Origin of the sequence: Archangium lansingense, from assembly GCF_026626635.1 — a bacterium.
Lineage (GTDB): Bacteria > Myxococcota > Myxococcia > Myxococcales > Myxococcaceae > Archangium > Archangium lansingense.
This window is the reverse complement of record NZ_JAPNKA010000001.1, coordinates 2369314-2389362: the sequence shown is the minus strand read 5'-3', so window position 1 is coordinate 2389362 and position 20049 is coordinate 2369314. Positions and strand designations below refer to the sequence as shown.

The 20049-nt window shown below is 68.4% G+C and carries 15 protein-coding genes; 5 read left to right on the top strand and 10 right to left on the bottom strand.

The window, feature by feature from the left end:
* Nucleotides 1–56 precede the first annotated feature (56 nt).
* On the top strand, nt 57–1046 hold the full coding sequence (locus OV287_RS09530) for a metallophosphoesterase (protein ID WP_267533687.1): 990 nt from the start codon (nt 57–59) through the stop codon (nt 1044–1046).
* On the opposite strand, the gene OV287_RS09525 is transcribed toward OV287_RS09530, so the two are convergent.
* From OV287_RS09525 to OV287_RS09515, 3 genes are read right to left on the bottom strand one after another with little or no spacing between them, the layout of a single operon-like run.
* Nucleotides 1036–1368, bottom strand: coding sequence for a cupin domain-containing protein (locus OV287_RS09525; RefSeq protein ID WP_267533686.1), 333 nt, complete (start codon nt 1366–1368; stop codon nt 1036–1038). The two genes, OV287_RS09530 and OV287_RS09525, sit on opposite strands and share 11 nt — an antisense overlap.
* 51 nt (nt 1369–1419) lie before the next feature.
* A complete protein-coding gene (gene hemW / locus OV287_RS09520; protein WP_267533685.1) occupies nt 1420–2643 on the bottom strand; it encodes a radical SAM family heme chaperone HemW in 1224 nt (407 codons plus the stop codon).
* 6 nt (nt 2644–2649) lie between these two features.
* A complete protein-coding gene (locus OV287_RS09515; RefSeq protein WP_267533684.1) occupies nt 2650–4206 on the bottom strand; it encodes a coiled-coil domain-containing protein in 1557 nt (518 codons plus the stop codon).
* 320 nt (nt 4207–4526) lie between these two features.
* Here OV287_RS09515 and OV287_RS09510 point away from each other — a divergent pair, with 320 nt between their 5' ends.
* Complete coding sequence (locus OV287_RS09510) at nt 4527–7130, top strand: M16 family metallopeptidase (RefSeq protein ID WP_267533683.1); 2604 nt, start codon at nt 4527–4529, stop codon at nt 7128–7130.
* A gap of 108 nt (nt 7131–7238) precedes the next feature.
* On the opposite strand, the gene OV287_RS09505 is transcribed toward OV287_RS09510, so the two are convergent.
* From OV287_RS09505 to OV287_RS09485, 5 genes are read right to left on the bottom strand one after another with little or no spacing between them, the layout of a single operon-like run.
* Nucleotides 7239–12410, bottom strand: coding sequence for a pilus assembly protein (locus OV287_RS09505; RefSeq protein WP_267533682.1), 5172 nt, complete (start codon nt 12408–12410; stop codon nt 7239–7241).
* Nucleotides 12411–12419: 9 nt separating this feature from the next.
* Entirely contained in the window at nt 12420–12932 is a 513-nt protein-coding gene (locus OV287_RS09500; RefSeq protein ID WP_267533681.1) for a hypothetical protein, read from the bottom strand.
* An 11-nt stretch (nt 12933–12943) separates the two neighbouring features.
* Entirely contained in the window at nt 12944–14113 is a 1170-nt protein-coding gene (locus tag OV287_RS09495) for a prepilin-type N-terminal cleavage/methylation domain-containing protein (RefSeq protein WP_267533680.1), read from the bottom strand.
* Nucleotides 14113–14679 (bottom strand): type IV pilus modification PilV family protein, encoded by a 567-nt coding sequence (locus OV287_RS09490; RefSeq protein ID WP_267533679.1) that lies wholly within the window; start codon nt 14677–14679, stop codon nt 14113–14115. The genes OV287_RS09495 and OV287_RS09490 overlap by 1 nt, the downstream gene beginning before the upstream one ends.
* A 5-nt stretch (nt 14680–14684) precedes the next feature.
* Complete coding sequence (locus OV287_RS09485) at nt 14685–15488, bottom strand: pilus assembly FimT family protein (RefSeq protein ID WP_267533678.1); 804 nt, start codon at nt 15486–15488, stop codon at nt 14685–14687.
* Between the two features lie 271 nt (nt 15489–15759).
* Here OV287_RS09485 and prmA point away from each other — a divergent pair, with 271 nt between their 5' ends.
* Entirely contained in the window at nt 15760–16632 is an 873-nt protein-coding gene (prmA, locus tag OV287_RS09480) for a 50S ribosomal protein L11 methyltransferase (protein WP_267533677.1), read from the top strand.
* A 45-nt stretch (nt 16633–16677) separates the two neighbouring features.
* Nucleotides 16678–17166 (top strand): Mpo1 family 2-hydroxy fatty acid dioxygenase, encoded by a 489-nt coding sequence (locus tag OV287_RS09475; protein ID WP_267533676.1) that lies wholly within the window; start codon nt 16678–16680, stop codon nt 17164–17166.
* Nucleotides 17167–17281: 115 nt separating this feature from the next.
* Here the strand turns inward: OV287_RS09475 and OV287_RS09470 are convergent, their stop codons facing one another.
* Both OV287_RS09470 and OV287_RS09465 read right to left on the bottom strand, forming a co-directional pair.
* Complete coding sequence (locus OV287_RS09470) at nt 17282–18601, bottom strand: adenylate/guanylate cyclase domain-containing protein (protein ID WP_267533675.1); 1320 nt, start codon at nt 18599–18601, stop codon at nt 17282–17284.
* Between the two features lie 17 nt (nt 18602–18618).
* Complete coding sequence (locus OV287_RS09465; protein WP_267533674.1) at nt 18619–19620, bottom strand: asparaginase; 1002 nt, start codon at nt 19618–19620, stop codon at nt 18619–18621.
* 157 nt (nt 19621–19777) lie between these two features.
* Between OV287_RS09465 and OV287_RS09460 the strand changes: the two genes are divergently transcribed.
* Entirely contained in the window at nt 19778–20032 is a 255-nt protein-coding gene (locus OV287_RS09460) for a hypothetical protein (RefSeq protein ID WP_267533673.1), read from the top strand.
* Nucleotides 20033–20049: the final 17 nt, after the last annotated feature.

The following is a 20049-nucleotide window of genomic DNA, read 5'->3' as shown; positions in this document are numbered from 1 at the left end:
TCCCCTCCCCGCGAGGAGGGGGTTAGGGTGAGGGACTTTTCCCCGAGAAGCGCACCATGGTCTCCACGCTCCGCCCGCTCGCCCTTCCCCTGCTCGTCCCCTTGTTGCTGGCAGCGGCGCCTCCGTCAGCCGCTCCCGCCACGCCGCGCCTGGAGGATGCAGTGCCCGACACCTTCTCTGGCGTAGAGCGCGTGGTGGCCGTGGGGGACGTGCACGGGGACGTGGACGCACTGAAGGACGTACTGCGGCTGGCGAAGCTCATCGACGAGAAGGGCCGGTGGAGCGGTGGCAAGGCCCACCTGGTGCAGACGGGAGACATCCCCGACCGCGGGGAGCGCACGCGGGAGGCCTTCGAGCTGCTGATGCGGCTACAGGGTGAGGCACTCAAGGCAGGAGGCCGGGTGCACACGCTGCTGGGCAACCACGAGGTGATGAACATGCTCGGGGACCTGCGCTACGTGGCCCCGGGCGAGATGGCCTCGTTCGCGGACCAGAGCCCAGAGAAGGATGCGGCTGGCACGCCACCTGGGAGCAACGGGCACCGCGCGGCATATGGGCCACAGGGACGCTATGGCCGGTGGCTGCGCACGCATCCCGCGGTGGTGCGCATCAATGACACGCTCTTCGTGCACGGCGGAGTCGCCCCGGAGGTGCCATCGAAGACCCTGCCCGAGCTCAACCGCTGGGTGCGGCAGGACCTGTTCCCTGGCAACCCACCTGGAGGGGCCAAGAATCCGCAGGGGCCGTTGTGGTTCCGAGGCTACGCACTGGGCGAGGAGGAAGTCGCGGCGAAGGCCCTCGAGACGGTGCTGCAACGCTTTGGCGCGAAGCGAATGGTGATGGGGCACACCACCGACCGTGACGGGAAGATCCGGGCGCGGTTCGGCGGGAAGGCGGTGTTCATCGACACCGGCCTGAGCACTGGCTACGGCCGCAAACTCTCGGCGCTGGAGCTTCGCGGCGGCCGAGTCACCGCCCTCTATGTCAGCGAGCGCGTGGAGTTGGTGGCGCCCGAGGCGGCCCCCGCTGGCAAGGTCAGCCCCTGACGCCGCGCAGGTCGCCGTGCACCGCGAGCCAGATGCAGGGAGGCTCGCGCGAAGTCCACTCCACTCGGTGCCGCTCGTGTGCGGGGAGGAAGACGTGGTCGCCCGGAGTGAGCTCGCGGGTGCGCCCGTCCTCCCAGACGAGCTTCGCCCGTCCCTGAAGGAGCACCACCCACTCGTCCCGCTCCTGGTCGTACCAGTGGCCGGGAGGAGAGGCCTGTCCCGTGGAGATGATGCGCTCGATGAGGATGCCCCGGTCCGGCAGGAGCGGCTCGAAGGTCTCCTGCTCCGGCAAGGGATGGGGGAGCGCGAAGAGGTTGTCCATCCAGGTATCTCCAGTCGGCCATTCGGTGGAACTCGATGAAGATACCGGGGACTACAGGAGCCGCGCGCTGATGGCGCTGTGCACATCCGCGCCCGCCTCGGTGAGCACGAGCCTCGGGCCCTCGAGCCTCGCCAGGCCGTGCTGCACCAGCCGGGCGATCTCCTTCCGGCGCGGCTCCGGGTCCTGCCCGTAGCGCGTACACACCGTCTCCCAGTCCACGCCGGAGCGCAGCCGCAGCCCCATGGCCAGACGCTCCTCGAAGAGCTCCAGGGCGCTCAACTCCTCGCGGCTGGACTCCGGCAGCTTTCCCTCCTCCGCGGCCCGCATGTACGCGTCCGAGCCGCGCAGGTCCACGTAGCGGTAGCCCGCGGGCTGCTCGCCCGGCGCGGACGTGAGCAGCATCCCCGTGGCCCCCACGCCCAGCGCGAGGTACTCGCCCCCCGTCCAGTAGAGCGCGTTGTGCCGCGAGCCGTACCCGGGCCGGGCGTGGTTGGAGATCTCATAGCGCACCAGCCCGTGCTCGCCGTAGGCGTCGCGGATGGCCTTCGTCATCTCCACCACCTCCTCGTCCGGAGGCAATGCCAGCTCGCCCTTGTCGAGTTGCCGGGATAGGGGCGTGGCCACCGCCAGCGACTCGCGCTCCACCGTCAGCGCGTAGGTGGACAGGTGCTCGGGCCCGAGCGCCGCGGCTCTGCGCGCATCCGACTCGGCCTGTGCCCGCGTCTGCCCGTGCACCCCGTAGATGAAGTCCATGGACACCACGTCGAAGCCCGCCCGCCGCGCCGTCTCGTACGCCGCCACCGCCTCCGGGCCAGTGTGCTCGCGCCCCAGCGCCTTCAGCAGAGGATCCTCGAAGGACTGCACGCCCAGCGAGAGCCGGTTGACGCCCGCGGCCCGGTAGCCCGCGAAGCGCTCGGCGTCCGCCACGCTCGGGTTGGCCTCCAAGGAGATCTCCGCCCCTGGTGCCACCTTCAGCCGCGCCGCCACCCCCTCCAGCACGAGCGCCACCCAGCGCGGGTGCCAGATAGAGGGGGTCCCTCCACCGAGGAAGATGGACTCCAGCGTCCGCCCGCGCAGCGAGGGCTCCGCCGCCAGCCGTGCATCCAGCTCCGCCAGCACCGCACGCGCATAGCGCTCCTCGGGCACCTGGCGCACCACGGCCACGGCGAAGTCACAGTAGGGGCACTTCGAGAGGCAGTACGGAAAATGCACGTACAGCCCGAAGCGCGCCGCTGCGGTCCCCGTGAGAGGGTCGATGGGTCCCGCGAAGTCCATAGCGCCCTACTTCGCTCCCCGGAGTTGCGCGAGCTGCGCCTCCAGCTTCGCCACCTTCATCTTGTAGCTGGCTGCCGACTCCAGTGCCGTCTCCGCTGCCATCAGCTTGCGCTTCATCGCCGCCACGTCCTCCTTGAGTTGGTCGCGCTCGGCAAGCACCTCTTCCGCCGCCTGGCCGCCCTTGCTGCGCGAGGCCTCCAGCGCGCCCTCCAGCATCTTCACCCGCTGCCGCAGCCGCTCCGCCTCCTCCTCGGCCTCGCGGGCCCGGCTCTCGTCATCCAGCTCCTCCACCCCCAGCTCCTCCTCCGCCGCGCGAGCATCCTGCTGCTGGTCCACCTGCTCCCGCACGCGCCCCAGCTCCGCCTCCACGTCCGCCAGTGAGCGCGAGAGGTCCTGCCGGTCCGCGTCCACCGCCGTCAGCTCGCCCTCCAGCTCCGCCACCCGCGCCTCGGACGCCGCCGCGCGCTCCGAGTCCTGTTGCGCTCGCGCCTGCACGCGCCCCAGCTCCGCCTCCACATCCGCCAGCGCTCGGGACAAATCCTTGCGGTCCTCTTCCACTGAGTGCAGCTCGGCCTGCAGCGCCGCCACCTGCCCCTCCGCCTGCTCCGCCGCATCGGTCAGCGCCGCCGCGTCCGCCTCCATCCGGTCGCGCAACCCCACCGTCTCGGACTCACTCAGGGCCAGCGACTCGCGCAGCGCCGCGAGCTCCGCCCGTGTCTCCTCCAGCGAGCTGCCCGTGCCCTCGGACTCCGCGAGCGCCTCCTCCAATTGAGCCACCCGCGCCGACAGCCCCGCCCGCTCCGCCTCGACGAGCTCCTGCTCCCGCAGCAGCGCCTGGTGCTGCTCACCGGTACTCTCCAGCTCGCCCAGGTTGGCCTGGTACTGCTCGCGCACGGCCTCCAGCGCCCCCTGCATCTCGGCGCGCTCCGCCGCCAGCTCCCCCACCCGATCCTGCGCCAGCGACAGGGCCTCCTTCGCCCCGATGAGCTCCTCGGCGATGGCTGCCCGCGAATCCCGCTCGTGCTTCAGCTCCCCGGTGAGGCGCGACAGCTCCGCCTCCACCTCAGCCAACGCGCGCGAGAGATCCTTTCGCTCCTCCTCCACCGAGTGCAGCTCGCCCTCGAGCTGCGCCACCCGCGCCTCGGCCACCGCCGTACGTGCCGCCTCGCGAGACAGCGCCGCGGAGGCCTGCTCCAGCTTCGCGGGTGCGTCCTTCAGCGCGGCGAGCTGCTCGCGCGCCTCCGCCACCTGTCCACGCAGCGTGGCCTCGGACACGCGCAGCGCCTGGAGCTCGGACTCACGCTCGGCGTACAGCGTCCGCGCGCGGGCCAGCGTCTCCGTCTTCTGCTTCAGCACCGAGCGGAAGTGCTCGAGCTTCTCCTCCGGGGCACCGCCCATGGGCGGGCGCGGCTCGGGCGGCTCGGAGAAGGGGTCCGCCGTTCCCACCGGACGAGCGGGCATGGGCGGGGGCTCGGGAGCCTTGACCGAGGACTGCACGGAGGGCAGCGACATGGCGGGCCGGAAGGCGGCCGGCGCGGCGGGCGCTCCCCGACGAGGAGGCAATGGTGGAGGCACACCCGGAGCCGCAGGACGTGCGGGCGCAGAGGCTGCGGCCCCCACGGACGCCGCTTCCTCCCCCAGGCTCTCCCTCAGGTCCGCGAACGGATCCATCTCCTCTGACGACGACCCCATGCGCGCCGAGGTTAACCCCCGGACTGTCTCTTCTCCACAGCACTCCACACTCCGCGCGCACCCCGCCCTCCCGTCTGGTCTCCAGGCTCACACAGGGTCGCGGCCAGGACTTCCGGGCGTTAGGGACTGGGCGGAAAGGCCTCCGGCTCGCCTTGCCTACCCACACAGCCGGTGTCAGGTTCGGACGTTCCATGGCTCAGCGCTACACACTTTCCAACGGACTCACCGTCGTCTTCGAGGAGCAGCACGCCGCCCGGGTGGCCGCCTTCCAGGTGTGGGTCAAGGCCGGCAGCGCCGATGAGCGCTCCGACCAGGCCGGCCTCGCGCACCTGCACGAGCACATGCTCTTCAAGGGCACGGGCCGCCGCGGTCCCGGGGAGATCGCCCGCGACGTGGAGGCCCATGGCGGGGAGATCAACGCCTGGACGTCCTTCGACCAGACGGTCTACCACATCGTCATCGCCAGCCAGTTCGCCCGCATGGGCCTGGACATCCTCGGCGACGCCATCCGCGCCTCCTCCTTCGACACGGACGAGCTGTCGCGGGAGATCGAGGTGGTGTGCGAGGAGATCAAACGCAGCCAGGACACCCCGGCCCGGCGCGCCTCGAGAGATCTCTTCTCCACGGCCTACCAGGAGCACCCCTACCGCTTCCCCGTCATCGGCACGGCGGAGAGCGTGCGCAGCTTCAGCCGGGACAAGGTGCTCGAGTTCTACCGTCGGCACTACACGCCGAAGAACCTGGTGCTGTCGGCCGCGGGAGACTTCACCGAGGCGGAGCTGCGCCGGTGGGTGGAAGAAATCTTCGGGGGTGACTGGGGCCGGCCCTACGAGGGAGGAGTGTCCCGCACGCGCGAGCCCGTGGCCGCCCGCCGCCGCGTGCTGCTGCGCCCGGACGAGGTGAAGGAGGTGTACTTCAACCTCGCCTTCCCCATCCCCCAGGCAGACCACCCGGACGTGCCCGCGCTGGACGCGCTGGCCATGCTCGCCGGCCAGGGCGAGGCCTCGCGACTGGTGCTGGAGGTCAAGCGCAAGCGCAGCCTCGTCAACGACATCCACGCGTACGCCTATACCCCGAGGGACCCGGGCCTCTTCTCCGCCAGCCTCACCCTGCCGCCCGCGACGCTGCCCCAGGCACTCGAGGAGACGGTGCGGGTGCTGAGCGCGCTGCGCACGGGCCTCGTCCCCGCGGACGAGCTGGCCACGGTGAAGGCCCTCATCGAGGCCGAGGCCGTCTACCAGCGGGAGACGGTGCAGGGACTGGCGCGCAAGATGGGCCACTACCAGTCCTCCATGGGGGACCTGGAGGCGGAGGCGCGCTACTACGAGGCCATTGCCAAGCTCACCCCCGAGAGCATCCGCGAGGTGGCCGAGCGCTACCTGCGCTTCGACCACGCCATCGTCACCGGGCTGCTGCCCCCGAGCACCCCCTTCAGCGCGGAGCAGGCCGAGGAGATTCTCGACCGGGTGACCCGCGAGGCGCCTACCGCTCCGCCCGAGCGCCGCGCCCCCAAGGCCGCGCCCGCCGGGCCCGCGCTGCAGGTGGGCCGCACCGCCCCCGCCTCTCCCGGCAAGGTGGTGGAGGAGCGGCTGCCGTCCGGGGCTCGCATTCTCGTGCGTGAGGAGCGGGCCGTGCCCCTCTTCGCCCTGCGCGCCGCCTTCCCTGGCGGTCTGCGCTACGAGACGACGGAGAACAACGGCCTTACCACGCTGCTCGGCCGCTGCCTCACCCGCGGCACGCCCTCGCACGACGCGGAGGAGATCTCCCACCTCATCGACAGCTTCGCCGGCTCGCTCACGGGCCAGGGCGGGCGCAACTCGGTGGGCCTGCGCGGCGAGTTCCTCTCGCGCCACTTCCAGGCCGCCTTCCGGCTCTTCGCCGATTGCCTCCTCAACCCCAGCTTCCCCGAGGCCGAGGTGGCCCGCGAGCGCGCCCTGCTGCTGCAGGACATCCTCACCCGCGAGGACAAGCCCAGCGGCGTGGCGTTCGACCTCTTCGGCCGCACCCTCTTCCGCACGCACCCCTACCGGCTGTCCACCCTGGGCGAGCCCTCCTCGGTGGAGAAGCTAGGACCGAACGCCTTGCGTGCCTACCACGCGGCATACATGGACCCGTCGCAGCTCACCCTCAGCGTGGTGGGCGACGTGAAGACGGACGAGGTGCTCGCCCTGGCGCACGAAGCCTTTGGGGCCTCCCGCGGCCGCGCGGCGCCTCCACCCAAGGTGCAGCCCGAGCCACCGCCCGAGGCTCCGCGCTCCAACAAGAAGGAGCTGGCACGAGCGCAGTCCCACCTGGTGCTGGGCTTCCAGGGGGTGCGGGTAAATGACCCGCGACGGCATGCGCTGGAGGTGCTCTCCACCCTGCTCAGTGGCCAGGGCGGACGCCTCTTCGTGGAGCTGCGCGACAAGCGCTCCATGGCCTACAGCGTCAGCAGCTTCTCCATCGAAGGCGTGGACCCGGGCTACTTCGCCGTCTACATGGGCACCAGCCCCGAGAAGGTGGACGCAGCACTCGCCGGTATTCGCGAGCAGCTCGCCCGCGTGCGCGACGAGCCCATCCCCGAGGCCGAGCTCTCCCGCGCCAAGCAGCACCTCATCGGCACCCATGAGATTGGCCTGCAGCGCAACGGCTCGCGCGCCGCGCTGCTCGCGCTCGACGCGTGCTACGGCCTGGGCCAGGAGAACTTCCTCCACTACGCGGACCGGGTGGCAGCGGTGACGGCTGAGGAAGTGCGCGCGGTGGCCCGCCAGCTCATCGACTTCGAGCGCAGCGCGCTCGTCCACGTCGGCCCCTGAGCCGGGCCCCTCTGCCCCGCAAAACAAAATCCCCTCTCCCGCGCATGGGGGAGAGGGGATGGAGCTCACCGGGCCTCGGTGGAGGCCCGGCTCACCGGGAAGCCCGCCTTACTCCTGGGCGCAAGCCTCGGCGTTCTCGTGGCGGCACTCGTGCAGGTTGCGCGGCACCTCCATCCAGTAGATGTCCGGAGTGACGTTCGTCTGGTCACGCAGCTTCTCCGTCATGGGCGCGTCACCCGGGCTCGTCACCGCCACCTCGTAGCGGATGCCTCCCGTGGCCGACAGCGAGATGATCGGCGAGCCCTCGCCCGGAGGCGCGTTCGTGCCGCGACCCTTGCTGTCGATGTAGCCGAGCCCCACCTTGAAGCCCGAGGCCATGTCTGGCAGGCCGGTGATGACATCCGCCTGCCACGAGTAGGACATGTCACCCGTGCCCGACAGTGAGCACGCCGCAGCCCCCACACCCGAGGCCGGAGCGAACGAGGGCCAGAAGACGACACCCGCGAGCACCGTCGAGCCAGCGGCCGTCCGCTCCGACAGGCTGTTGTTGTAGTGAACGAACCAGCCCGGCCCCTCCGCCTGCCCGCGCTTGAGGCCGGCCATCTTGGCCGTCGGCACGTAGCGCTGCCTGAATCCGGACGAATCCGGGGGCAGGAAATCGTAGGCGCTGTCCGGAATGGTCACGTCCACCAGCGAGCAGGCGACGCCCGTACCGCACGAGACGCCGTCCTTGTCCGTCACTCTCAGCCCGTCGAAGGCGACCGCCCCGTCCTTGTCGGTGAACTTGCGCTTCACTCCACCATACGAGTGGAAGCCGAAGTAGCTGTTGTTGGCCACCAGCGCCTTGTCGGCGTCGCTCAGCTTCAGGTCGGGATGCTCGCTCGTGTTGAGGTTGACGCGGTCGCACGACCACGTGCCGCCCGAGACCTTGCACCAGGACTCCGTCTTGAACGTCCGCGCGGTGCCGGTCCAGGGAGCCGGGTAGGTGTTGGAGCCGAGCGCCGCATTGGGGCAGGCGATGCGGAGCGCGGTCAGCTCCATGCGCGAGCCGGTGCACGCCGCGTCCAGGCTGCCGGACAGGACCTCCTCGTTCTTCTTCAGCTGGCCTCCCTTGTACTCGATGATGCTGGTGCGCTTCTGGCCGTTGACGTCCGCGACGAAATTGGCCTCCACGTCGCACTGGAGCCGGATGCACGCCAGCAGATCGTCCGGACCGCAGTCGGTGCCTGGCGTGGTGCGCATGTGCTGCCGGTCGCCGGTGCCCACGAAGCTGCGCAACCAGCCCGTCTCCGGCTGCAGGACGTTGGAGGCGACGTGGTAGAAGGGCGCCTTCTGGTTCAGGTTCACCGGCCCAGCGGTAGCGCCCTCCTCACGTGCCATCTCCAGCGAGCGTGCGCCAAACCAGTTGGTCACCTTGCCGCTGCCATCCAGCTTGCCCGGCTCCTTGAAGCGGAACGTCCACACCTGGCCGCCCATGTCGCCAACGACCAGGGTGTCGAAGAAGCCGTCCAGGTCGAGCTGGATGTTCTCCGCCTTGCCAATGTCCACCAGGGCTGGCGAAGCCGCCACGGGCATCATCTGGTTGAGCACCTGCTCGTACGCGGTGGCCGACGCACTGGTGGGATGGGCCTCCGCGGACCACAGCATCTCACCCGACCACGAATCCACCATGTAGACGCCGCGGCCGCGCGACAGGTCCGGGCTGAAACCACCGTTGAGCACGGTGACCCAGCGCTCCTGCCAGCCACGCGTGGCGTCGCTGGCCGCAACCGACTCGAGGCGCACCGGCCCCATGGGAGGCGGCTTGGGCGCGAAGCTGGACCAGGACTGACCCATGCGAGCCGACTCCGGGTCGCACGCGTTGGGGAACATCCAGCGGAACGGCTTTTCGCTGGTGGACGAGTCCTTGAGCCCCGCGAGCATCATGTACGGGTCCGTCACGTCCAGCGCGACGTAGCGCTGGCCACCACCGCGCTCGGTGATGACGGCGATGGAGCGGAACTCATCCTTCTCCTTGATGCCGTTGCGCTTGGGATCCGCGGCGGTGCCCGTCAGAGCGCCGTCCGCCCAGATGTCACGCACCATGGGCGTGCCGTCCACGAAGTACTCGTGGCCGTTCACCATCATCCCCAGCTTGGGCAGCAGATCCGGCGGGATGAAGGCCCAGATTTCCTGGCCCGTACCCACGTCGTAGGGATCGGCAAACCCCTTCTTGGCCGCGGGGCTGGGAGGGGTGGAGTCATACTTGCCCACGTGGATGGCGTGAATCATGCCGCCGTTGGAGCCCACCAGCGCGATGCGGTCGCGCTTGCCATACTTGGCCTCCTCCCGGTACGCGTCATAGGCACCGTAGCGCTTGCCGGAGCCGCGGGGCGGATCCATCGGCGTGGGGGCGTAGCAGGGCTTGCCGCCGCCGCCCGAGGCGCACCGGGGCTCGGAGGTCACCGAGTTGGAGAAGTCCTCGTAGAGGGTGGACACGCACTGGCCGGTCAGGCCGAGGGTGCAGAGGAAGGGCTCGGCGGGCGGCTCCACCGTCACCGGAGTGGAGTGGAAGATGTCCGCGAGCTTGCAGGACGCCGTATCATCCGGCTTCTTGTTGTCCGCGCACGGCCGCTCCTCGTTGATGACGGAGTCGCCGTCGTAGTCGAAGACGTCCAGACCGCGCACGAAGCGGATGAGCTGCGTGGCGCAGTCGTCCTGCTGCGCGGCCGTGCCCGTCCACGTGCCCTTCTTCTGCTTGGCGAAGAGCGTGACGCAGATGGTGTCACCGCCCGCCAGCAGGTAGCTCTTGAGCTGGCTGAGGTTGTCCTCGTGGAACTCGATGGGCGGGTTGTCGTACTGGTCGAACTTGCCGTCGTCGTTCCTGTCGATGAGGGTGAGGATGCAGCGGCCACCATCCGCCTTGAGCGGACTGTTGGGATCGCACTTCAGGGCGGCCTTGCGATTGCCGATCGTCTCCCCCGCGTTCCAGAAGGGAGTAGCCGGCGTGCCGCCCTCCAGCTTGCCGTCAGCCAGGCGGCTGGCCGAGTTGGCCTTGACCCAGATGCCCTCCGTGTTCTCCTGAACGATGTTGTCGGCGGTGAAGAGGGTGGGATTCACCACGCCCCCCGAGAAGCCCGCGTACTTCTCCACGAAGAAGGAGTCCTCGCAGTCACCGTCCTGGTTGAGGTCGCGCGTATCCTTCGCCGTGCTCGCCGCCTTGACGGCATCACAGCCCTGGCCGAACTCGCTGTAATAGAAGAAGCGGTAGAGATGACCCTCGTACGGACGGCCCCGGCGCGGGATGAAGCGGGGGACGTACACCGAGGACTGCATACCGGCCGTCTGCACGCCGGAGATGTTGGCGGTGGCGAACGAGGTGGACAGCTGCTTCAGGTCGCCGAGCGCGTCGATGATGGAGTCACGCAGCTCGGTGGCGTTGTTGGCGCGGTAGAACTTGCCCTTGCCAGCCAGCGCGATGCTCTGGAGCATGGCGCTGTTGTCGCCGTAACCGATGGTGTACGTGCGCATGGACTGCGTGCCCGGCATGTCGTCGCGCAGGTCCGAGTTGGCCAGGAAGAAGGCCACGTCATCCATGAAGTTCTTGTTGCCCACGCCCAGACCGGTCGGCCAGTTGTGGTCCGACATGCCGTAGTCGCAGTCCGCCTTCGTGTAGAAGACGCCCGGCGACTTCTCGAACTTGTCGCAATAGTTGATACCGCCCACGTCCAGGTTGGTCTCGGGGTTCGCCGCATCGAAGCGCAGCGGCGTGCCGTCCGCGTGCTTGACGCCGCGGGCCGTCAGCAGCTCCATCATCTTCGTGATGGGCACCGAGTTGTCGTACTTGGGCGCGCCGTCCGTGAGCACGATGACCGAGTTGACCTGGCAGCCGAAGCACACGCTGCGATCCTGCGGATCCCACCCCTCGAAGGGCTGACCCGGCAGGTAGACACCAGCCACCGTCTTGGGCGTCTTGACCCACTCGTCAGCCGTCACGGCGTAGAAGAGGCCTTCCTGACCCGTGTCCGCGTTGTTGTAGGTACCGCCATTGCAGCACCCCGGCCAGCCGAAGTAGCCCGGATTGAGGGGCTGCTTGAACCAGCTCTCCCACTTGTTGTCCTTGCGCTGAGAGGAGAAGTAGCCACCCAGGCCGAACAGGGCCTCACCGATGGAGCGCTCGTAGTTGCGGAACTGGATGTCGTTGACGGCCTTCCTCAGCACGGGACGATTCAGCGACGCCTCGTTGATGCTGGGGAAGGACAGGTCACAGCTGGGACGCAGCGTGGCCATCATCTCGGGCGGATCGAACCAACCGTGGTCCTTGCCGAAGGTGGCCACGCCCATGCGCACGTTGGGCGCCATGTTGATGACATCCTTGAGCACCTTGCGCGCCACCACGAACTTGGGCGGACGCAGGTTGAGCATACCGCCACTGATAATCCACTTGCGGTACGCCTCGGGCGGGGGCGGCTCCTGCCCGGTGATGTTCAACTTCCGGTTGGGAGGGAAGTCGTCGTCGTTGAAGGAACTACCCGTGTTCGCGGTGATGAGCGGTCCACGCCACCAACCCTTGGTGGCCAGACACTGCTCGCACTCCGTCATCACTTCCGAGCCCCACCAGCCATCACTCGTCTTCCAGTTGGTGAGCTGGTAGCAGGCACTCTGAGCATCCGACTGCGAGCTCAGGGACGAGGTGGCCGCGCTGACCGCCCACGGGAAGTCCTCCGTCTCCCAGGCCAGCCGCCGACCGCGTGCATGGTAGTACTTGTTCTGCTCGAAGTACGGGGTCGTGCCGAAGTCGGAGTCGCTGTCGTAGACGACGGAGCCGCTCTTGGCGGGATCCGGGTCGCCCTTCTTGAACCAGCTCATCGCGGCGACCAACGCCGGGTCATCACAGCCCGTGTTGATGAAGTGCCCGAACTCGCTGTCCTGGCCGCGCTGACCGTTCCCGGGGCTGGCACCGGGGGGCTTATGGCCGGGCGTGGAGACCTCGGGCAGGAACTCGGGGAAGTCCAACATGGACTCGTTGTTGCCGAGCAGGAAGATGGCGCTCGGAGGGCTGGAGGGAACTTCGAAGAAGTCCTTATCCGCCCCGACCGAGGGGGTCATCATCGAGTCGCCAATCGCCAGGGCGCTCGAGCAACAAGCCGCCTTGGCCGGCGTGGGAACCGCACCCGAACGGCTCTCCTGGGCCACCAGTCCCACGGCCCCCGCAACCACCACCCCCGCAACAGCGCCGACCCCGCGGACCAACGGCTTCCGCAGGGTGCGTCGCATGGTGTCGAAGTCGATGCGCATCATCAATGGCTCCTAGAGACCGAATCGGACCACAAATTCCACTTCAGTCCCACGACCGTTTTCATCCACACAGTGGACCGTAATCTTATGCGGAACACCACCCAAGGTGCTCTTTCCAACCGTATTGCTCAAATCCCGCAGCGCCCGCCGGTTGCCGCCCGCAGTGGACTCGACGGCGGTGACACCCGCCACTGACATCTGCCCGATGTGGCCGCTACGCGCACACCTGGAGTCAGGGGGGACGTCGCCGGCGGGGGGGCAGTCCGTAGCGCCGGCGGCGTTGAGGTCCACGTTGACGGCGGAGAGATCCACCGGCGCGCCATCCAGGAAGCTGAAGCGCGAGAGCATGTACTGACGGCCCGCGTCAGCGCACGCGAGCAGCTCGTCGCCGCTGCGCTCGTTGCGCGCCGCGCCCAGCTCACTGTGAGAGAAGGAGACGGCAGCGGCAGCCAGCAGGCTGATGACCGCCAGCAACACCACCACCAGCAACAGCACGGAACCACGTCTGCCGAGGCGTTTCTTCATGGCAAATCCTCCTAGCCTCCAGCGCAATTGAAGTCATCCTTCGGAAGGGTACCCTTGCAGGCGCCCGGAGTCGTCGCGTCCAGCGTATAGACCGGCACGGGCATTTCCGAGGAGCGCATGTTACGCACGTGCACCGACATCTCGGAAACGATGCGGCGGAAGCCGTAGTCCAGCGGCTTGGGGATGGGGTCCTCAGCCACCGGGGTGAGCTTGCCGCCCGAGAGCATCAGCTTGCTGCCGAACGAGGGAATCTGGTTCATCGACTGGTTGCTGACTCCCGCGTCGCGGGTGGTGCTGCGCGCCACCAGGCCAATCACCACGGCGCGGATGTTGGCCGGGTTGTCGTTGCTGCGCTTGGGATCGTCCAGGAGCGTGTCATAACCGGGCGCCGGATGGGCCGGGTCATCGTACTTGGTGGGGATGAAGAAAGAGCCATCACCCCTCAAGAAGGAAACGCGCAGCGCCTCGATGTCTTCGGCCACTGGCTCGCCATACGCGGTCAGCGGATTCACCTCGGCCAGTCCGTGACGACGGAACAAGTAGGGCCGATCCGGCGTGGCGGGATTGGCGTCCTCGTCGACGAGCTGGATGGAGTAGTCGTAGACGTCGATCTTGAAGACGTTCACGCCCAGCCCACCGGCGCCGACACCGAAGCAGGTCCCGGAGAAGTCGTTGAGCCGGGGGAACCTGCCGTTGGGCGGCTCCAGCTGCAGCGACATGTCGCCCTTGGCCGCATCCGAGCTCAACTGCGCGTAGCTCCAAGCGAGCGCACCCGGGCACACCACCTGGATGATCTGCCCCTTGCGCAGCAACTCGGGCAGGGCCTTGCTCAGGGTGATGCTCGTGGACGTCAAGGTCGAGGCAAAGGTGTTGAACGACGGGTTGCGCATCCGGAAGACGAGCCGATCCGACCTGTTGATGGCGCCGGGAGATTCACGCGACCAGTTATCCGGGAAGTCGAAGGCCAGCGGCGGCTCCATGCCGTAACCGGCCATGCGCAGGTTGCGAACCGCCATCAGGTGCGTCTGCCGCAGCGAGGCCTGCCCGCCGCGGATGCCCGCCTGCGTGTAGAAGGACTGGGTGTAGCCGAGGAAGGCCGCGGAGACCGCGAGCACCGTGAGGAAGGTCACGGCCGAGCCCACCATCAGCTCGATGAGGGTAAAGCCACGCTGGCGCCGCATCACACGCCTCCCATCTGGATGCGCATCGTCTGGGTCGTCACGACGCGCGGCTCCCCCGCATCCGTATAGAGCACCTTCACCCAGACCTGCATGCGCCGCACTCCTTCACGCACGTCCTGCACGCGCACGATGTAGTAGCGCTGGTAGACGGTCTCGTTCCGAGTATCGACCTTGTCCTCATCCTTGAAGGCGGCCCGCTGCAGGCCACCAAACGAGGCGCCTCCCAGCCGGAGCATCACCTCGCCGTGCATGCAGGCCACGTAGGCGTTGTGCTCGGCGGAGCCCGGCTTGAGCATTGCATCCGCCTTGTCCAGCGGATCATCCGCGCACAAGGAGGCGTTTTGCGCGAGCCGCGGATCATTGAAGTTCCAGAGTTGGATCTGCTCGGCCAGGTCGTTGGCGACGTCGGTGGCCTGCATGAGCCGGCGAGCCTGACCGGTGGCGCCGCGTGCCTGGACGAGCGCGCCGAGCAAACCGGCGAGCCCCACCAGGAACACCACCGCGGCAATGAGCGATTCGATCGTTGTGAAGCCGTTGCGTGGGCGGAAGGGAGCGCGTCGCAGCATGACAATCACCTCGCAGCCGAGAAGGTCCGCACGAGACCGGTGTTGGTGATGACGATGGCCTGCGCGCTCTGCAGACCACCGCCGCCCACCGGGAGGAAAGTGATCGAGGCGGCGCCCTCCGGGATGGTGTCGCCATCGACGTCGGCCGGCTTGCCCTCGGAATCCGCGAACCACACCCCACCATCCGGCTCGAAGAAGATGGCGCCGCGGAACGCCGCGCTGATGCCGTCTTCCTTGCAGAAGGTGCACCCCTTCTCGCTGGGGACAAAGCAGAAGGGCGGCGGGAAGATGTCGGAGCGCACCTTGGGCTGTCCCTGCGCCAGGCCGATCCGGTCCCCCATCGCCGCGGTGCACCCCTTGTGCGCCACCCGGCCCACCGCGTGGGCGAACCCCTGGGGCACCACCCGCACCGAGGGATTGAAGTTGCCCGAGTCGAACAGCGGGAACTCCGACCCCGGAGGCGCGGGAGTCCCGGGCAGCAGATCCTCCAGGGCGCTCCAGTTGGGCTTGGCCTTCATCGCCGCGGCCAGGTTGGACCACTTGTCCACCAGCACCCAGTAACGGATGGGCTTGCCCGCCGACTCCACGTCCGCGTTGAGCAGCACCGCCACGCGCTGGTTGCGGCCATACGCGTGTGAGCGGGCACTCGAGATGACCGCGGCGAACTCGAGCGCACCACCCGTCAGCCGGGTGCGCTGCGGCAACACCTCCAGCGCGGCGTAGGCGAGCGCGGCGAGGATGGCGACGATGCCCACGACAGTCGCCATCTCGACGAGGGAGAAACCGGAATTGCGGCGGGTTCGCTTCATAGGGAATCCATCGTCCGGCGCCCCCGAGCAGAACCACTCACCATCCGAACACCGGGCGCACAAAAAAGGCTGAACTTCGAGGCCACGCTTCAAGGCCACTACATGGCCCTTGGCGTAGCAGCTTACCGCAAATTCCGTTGAGGGATCATCGCATCCTCGGCTCCCCCGCGGGACGAGCGGCGGAGCAGACACGCTGCCTCGGAAATTTCTTTCCCCGCTGCAGGCATCCCGGCATCTTCGGGAAAGCAACGCCAGACGCGAGAAGGGCCATATGACGGGGACGTACCAGACACTCACGGTGGATCTGCCGGAAACAGAGTCGGAGAGCGCGCAGGACCTGCTGCACGAGATGGGCGCCATGGGACTGGAAGTACGGGACCGAGAGGGTCCCACCATGCCGGGAGTACGGGCGCCCGTGGCGGGCGAGTCCATCCTCGTGGCCTACTTCGAGGACGCGGACACGGCCGAGCAGGCACGAGAGGCGCTCGCCGAAGCCCACCCCTCGGCGCGGATGCAGCTGGCCGAGGAGCAGCAGCAGGACTGGAGCAACGCCTGGAAGGCCCACATCAAGTCCGTGCAGGTGGGTCGGCTGTGGGTGGGCCCGCCCTGGGAAGCGCAGAACGCCCCGGCCGACAAGGTGCGCCTCGTCATCGAGCCGAAGATGGCCTTCGGCACCGGCGACCATCCCACCACCTCGCTGTGTCTGGGTGCGGTGGATGAATACATGAGCACCCATCCGGGGGCGAGTGTGCTGGATGTAGGCACGGGTACGGGCGTGTTGGCGATCGCCGCCAAGAAGCTGGGCGCCGGGCGGGTGGTGGGCACGGACAACGATCCGGTGTCGGTGGAGCTGGCGAGGGAGAACGCCGTGGACAACGGCACGCCGGACGTGGAGCTGTCGGGCAAGGAGCTGACGGCGGTGGAGGGTACCTTCGAGTTGGTGGTGGCCAACATCCTCGCCAACACCCTCATCGAGCTGGCGCCGCTGATCGCCCCCAAGGTGAAGGACAAGCTGCTGATGGCGGGCGTGCTCGCGCACCAGAAGGACGAGGTGGAGGCGGCGTACGTGAACCTCGGCCTGGTGCCGGAGCCGGGCGCCCAGCAGGGCGAGTGGGTGCGGCTGGACTTCCACCGCGCGAAGTAACGCGGGTTGCCTATCATTCAGTCCGAGGAGGGTTAGAGTCCCCACATGCTGAAACCACAAACTCAGGCCCTCTTCGACGAGTACATCTCCGCCCACCAGCACCCCACCAACCGGCTCACGCACAAGCTCGCCATTCCCCTCATCGTCCTGCACATCGTCGCCATGCTGGACTGGGTGCGGCTGGTCCCTGTTCCCTTCCTCCCCGGTGGCTCGCTCACCCTCGCCTTCGTGGCCTGGGTGCTCACTTCCATCTGGTTCCTGCGCGCCGATGCGAAGCTGGGACTCATCGTCTCCGTCGCCACGGCCCTCTGCATCCCCCTCGGCCGCCTCCTGCCCACCGGAGTCGTCATCGCCATCGCCATCGGCGGCTGGCTCGTCCAGCTCGCCGGCCACGCCGTCTGGGAGAAGAAGTCTCCTTCCTTCCTCACCAACCTCGTCCACGCCCTCGTCGGACCCCTGTTCTTCGTCGCCCTCCTCACGGGTGACTACAAGATCGCTCCCCAGATCCAGGCGGCTCCGCAGACGGCCAGGTGATGGACTCGAGGGGTTGTCTGATGTTGGCCTCCAATGCCTGACAAAGACGACTCATCAAAATCATCGCCACTCACACCTGGATGGAGCGGATTCGCTGGCACTCGTTCCAGGTGAGTCAGGGGGAGGGGGCGGCGGCCCTCTGCATCCTCGGTTCGGGCTCCGTGTTCGCCGCAGGCGCCCGGCCCTTGAGCGAGTAGACCACTACCGCCTCTTTCCTCCCCTTCACCCGCTCCTCGGACATCCGCGCCCCCTGGAACCGGCCCTCCCCTGCCCTCCAGGTGCTCTCGCTCACCAGGATGTCCACCCCCAACGCCTTCGTCAGTCCCTCCACCCGCGAGGCCAGGTTCACCGCGTCCCCAATCACCGTGTATTCGTGCTGCTCGGCCCCGCCCAGCATCCCCGCCGCCACCACCCCCGTATGCAGCCCGATGCCAATCCGCAGCGCCGGCTCACCCTGCTGCACCCTCCACGCGTTGAGCTCCTCCAGCTTCTTGCGCATGTCGAGCGCCGCCTGCATCGCGTGCGCCGCGTGATTCGCGTCCCCGTCCGGCACTCCCCAGCACGCCAGCATCCCGTCCCCCAGGAACTTGTTCACGATGCCCCCGTGCCCCATCACGATCTGTCCCATGTGCCCGAAGTAGTCGTCCAGCAGCCCTAGCACCGCCCTCGGCGGCAAGGACTCGCTCAGCGTCGTGAAGTCCCGGATGTCGCTGAAGAGGATCGTCACCTCCCGCTGCACCGGCTCCAGCGTCCCGTCCCCCGTCTGCAGCACCCGCTCCACCACCTGCCGAGGCAGGAAACGCGAGAGGTTGTCGCGCCTCCGCAGCCCCAGGAACATGCTGCCCACCGCCGTGTTCGTCCACCCGATGAGCAGCCCCAGCGCGATGTAACAGCCCAGCACGAAGCTCACCTTCGAGAAGGAGAAGTCTCCCGCCTTCCAGCTCACCAGCACGAACGTCACCGAGGCCATCCCCGTGGACATCACCGCGTGCAGCCAGCTGTAGCGCGCCACCGAGAAGGCAATCACCACCGCGCAACTCGCCGCCAGCATCTGCGGGGTGAAGTCCCCGGTGATGGAGATGATCCGCCAGGCCATGAAGCCGAAGAAGCCACAGTCCATCAGCGTGGAGTTCACCGGCATCCACATTGCCCGGCGCGGGTTCGGCGTCTGGCGGTGCAGGACCAGCGCGACGACGATCGCGAACACCGTGTAGATCAGCATGGCCGCCAGCCGAGGCGGATCCTTCGGCAGCAGCTCGCCCGACACTCGCGCGATGACCGCCTGGCTCAGCGCCACCAGCACCACCAGCGCGATGCGAACCAGCGACACCACGCGCTCGCCGCGCAGCGCGCTCTCCGCCAACACCCGCTCCTGGTTGGCCCGGGCTATCTCGAACCGAGCCACTGTGCTGTTGTCACTCGCGCGGCGCGCCATGGTGGCCTCCTTGCCCATCATGAGAACCGCAGCCGCCCCACCGCGCGCAAGCTGCCCGTCACCACTCCCCGGGTGTTGCGCAGCAGCGGCTCCACGTGAGGCCCCAACCCCTCCATCGGCACCGACACCCGCCGCTCGTATCGCTCGAATACCTGCCGCAGCACCTCCAACAGCGCCGGCGGCGAGCACCTCATATCCCCATCCTCCACCTTCAACGCGATTCCCAGCCCCAGCGCCGGCACCGCCGCGCTGTAGATACCCTCAGCCCCTACCTTCGCCAGCACCACCCCCCGCCCCGCCGCCATCAGCTCCGTGCACAGCCGGCCCGTGCCCGCCACCAGCTCCGGGTGCGCCCACATCGCCTCGCGCAGCCGCCTCGCCGCCTCCAGCTCCGACACGCCGAAACGTGCGTACGCCATCGCCATCGCCCGCAGCGGCAGTCCGAAGCACACCGCCGTGCACCCATCCACCGCCTGCAACAGCGCGTCCGCCGACAGCCCCGTCCAGTGCGCCACCTCCTCCAGGATGCGCGCCTGCACCGGGTGCCCCGAACGCTCGTAGCCCTCGGTGTGCCAGCCGTGGTGCTTCGCCAGCGCCAGCATCCCCGCGTGCTTTCCCGAGCAGTTGCTCCACTTCGGGGTGATGGGTGTCCCCATGCGCATCGCCTCGTCCGCCACGGCCTGCGACAGCGGCGGGTGCGGTCCACAGGCGAGCTGCGACTCCTCACACCCCGTCGCCCTCAACATCCCCGCACACACCTCACGGTGCACCGGCTCGCTCGAGTGCGAGGCACAGGCGAGCGCCAATTCCCGCGGGCCGAAGCCAAAGCGGTCCGCTGCTCCGTCCCTCACCAATGGCAGCGCCTGGAAGGCCTTCGCCGCCGAGCGCCACATGGAGACCCGCTCCGGGTCCCCCGCCCACGCCACCAGCTCGCCATGCGGGTCCACCACCGCCACCGATACGTGGTGCACGGACTCGACGAAGCCGGAGCGCGTCGATTCGATGAGAAGAGAGGACATGTCGCGCTGCGCATAGCAGGTGTGCCGCCGCTTTGCCTCGCTCCCAATGGCTCGCTCGCCTGCCTCCCCTCCCCCGAGGGCGGATTGCTGGGTTGGCGGGTGCCACCGGGCGCCCGACATTGATGGAAGGCACACCACCTTCCGTCAGGAGCCCACCATGGCAGGCAAGTTCAGCAAGACCACGCCCCCCGGCGGGGGCTACACGGACGCCGTCACCCAGTCCCGCGGCCTCACCGACACCTCCGGACGCGGTGTCCCCGATGAGCGGCGCACGTTCTCGGACCAGCGAGAGGGCTACGGGTCCGACCCCACCAACACGCCTCCCGGTCTGTCGGCCGAGGGAGCAGGCGGCTCCGAGGACGCTGGCACGGAGAGCGACGAAGCTCCCAGTGGTCGCGTGCAGGGCGGGTAATGCGCAAACAGTAGAGA